The following is a 1,672-nucleotide window of genomic DNA, read 5'->3' on the forward strand; positions in this document are numbered from 1 at the left end:
TAGCCTCGCCGTTTCACTTGGTGTGGGGTCGGGTTCTGTGCGGTAACGCGAAAGTGCCTTCTGAGCTGGGACGATGAACCTTGTCGAGGGGTTCTGTCGGTCCAGGCGGAAGGCACTTTCTGCGTGCAGGGTATCGGTTCGCGTCCCAAGCTCCATGTCTCTGCTGACGGTGCCGGGGTGGTGGGTCACGCCGGGGCACGGCTGCTGGCTGATCTTGCCGATGCCACCGGGCTGACCAGCGCGCACTCCACCGCGTTGGGACCACTTCGGCCACGCGGCACTGGCCACGACCCGGGCCGGATCGCCACCGACCTCGCGGTGATGCTGGCTGATGGCGGGGAAGCCATCACGGATCTGGCCGTGTTGCGGGACCAGGGCGAGGTGTTCGGCCCGGTCGCCTCGACACCGACGGCCTGGCGGCTGCTCGCCGACATCGACGAGACCGGACTCGCTCGGCTGCGAGCGGCCCGCGCCCAGGCGCGGGAAGTGGCCTGGCTGCAGGCCGCCGAGACCCGCTGCGGCATACCGGCGGCAAAAGCCGGCGGACGGGAACTGCCCGGTCTGGTCCTGGACCTCGACGCCACGCTGGTGACCTGCCACTCCGAGAAGGACCAAGCCGCACCCACCTATAAAGGCGGCTTCGGATTCCACCCTCTGGTGTGTTTCCTGGCCAACACCGGCGAGGGCATGTCCGGGCGGCTGCGGCCCGGCAACGCCGGCGCCAACACCGCCGCCGATCACATCGCGGTGCTGGACGACGCTCTCGCGCAGATCCCCGACACCCACCGGCACGGCACCGACATCCTCGTCCGCACCGACAGCGCCGGATCGGCGAAAGCCTTCCTCGCCCACGTCCGAGACGTGCGGATACGAGGAATCCGCACCTTCTTCTCGGTCGGATACGCGGTCACCGAGCCGGTCCGCCGCGCGATCCGGGCCCTGCCCGAACAGGTCTGGCACCCCGCCCTGGACCAGGACGGAACACTGCGTGCCGGCGCCTCGGTTGCCGAGCTGACCGGCATGGTCGACCTTGCCGGCTATCCGGACGGCACACGCATCATCGTGCGCCGAGAGCGACCGCACCCCGGAGCCCAACTGTCCCTCTTCGACCAGGACGAGGGCCTGCGGCACCAGGTCTTCCTCACCGACACCCCGTTCGCCAGCGCCGGCTCGGCCCAGTTCCTGGAGGTCCGCCACCGCGGGCATGCCACCGTCGAGGACCACATCCGGTGCGGCAAGACCACCGGCTTCGGACGCTTCCCCTCCCGCCACTTCCCAGTCAACGCCGCATGGCTCGAACTCAGTCTCGCGGCCATCGACCTTCTCGCCTGGACCCGCGTCCTCCTGCTAGACGGCGATCTCACCACCGCCGAACCCAAGAAACTGCGCTACCGAATCCTGCACGTCGCCGCCCGGATCACCCGCGGCGGCCGCCGCCTGCGCTTGCGGATATCGGCGACCTGGCCCTGGAGACATGAACTCACGGCCGCATTCCACCGCCTGGCCGCCCTGCCCCTCCCCGCCACCTGAGCGACCGCCCTCTGATCACCCGCGACCCGAAGGACCTTGGAGAACCCGGCCCACCGCGCCGGGCCCTCACCATGCCCACCGACCGACACCGCTCCAAACGACCCCGCTCAGCCAGCCATCAGCCGCAACTGAAACGGCGAGG

1 protein-coding gene is annotated in these 1,672 nt (G+C 69.6%); it reads left to right on the forward strand.

Translation table 11 applies throughout. The features are described from left to right. Positions 1-93: 93 nt before the first annotated feature. Positions 94-1,530: an IS1380 family transposase gene (locus tag PV679_RS35955; protein WP_319685486.1), complete on the forward strand. Its 1,437-nt coding sequence runs from the start codon at positions 94-96 to the stop codon at positions 1,528-1,530. Positions 1,531-1,672 lie beyond the last annotated feature (142 nt).

The sequence above is a fragment of the Streptomyces sp. AK02-01A genome (genome assembly GCF_033795305.1).
Taxonomy (GTDB): Bacteria; Actinomycetota; Actinomycetes; order Streptomycetales; family Streptomycetaceae; genus Streptomyces.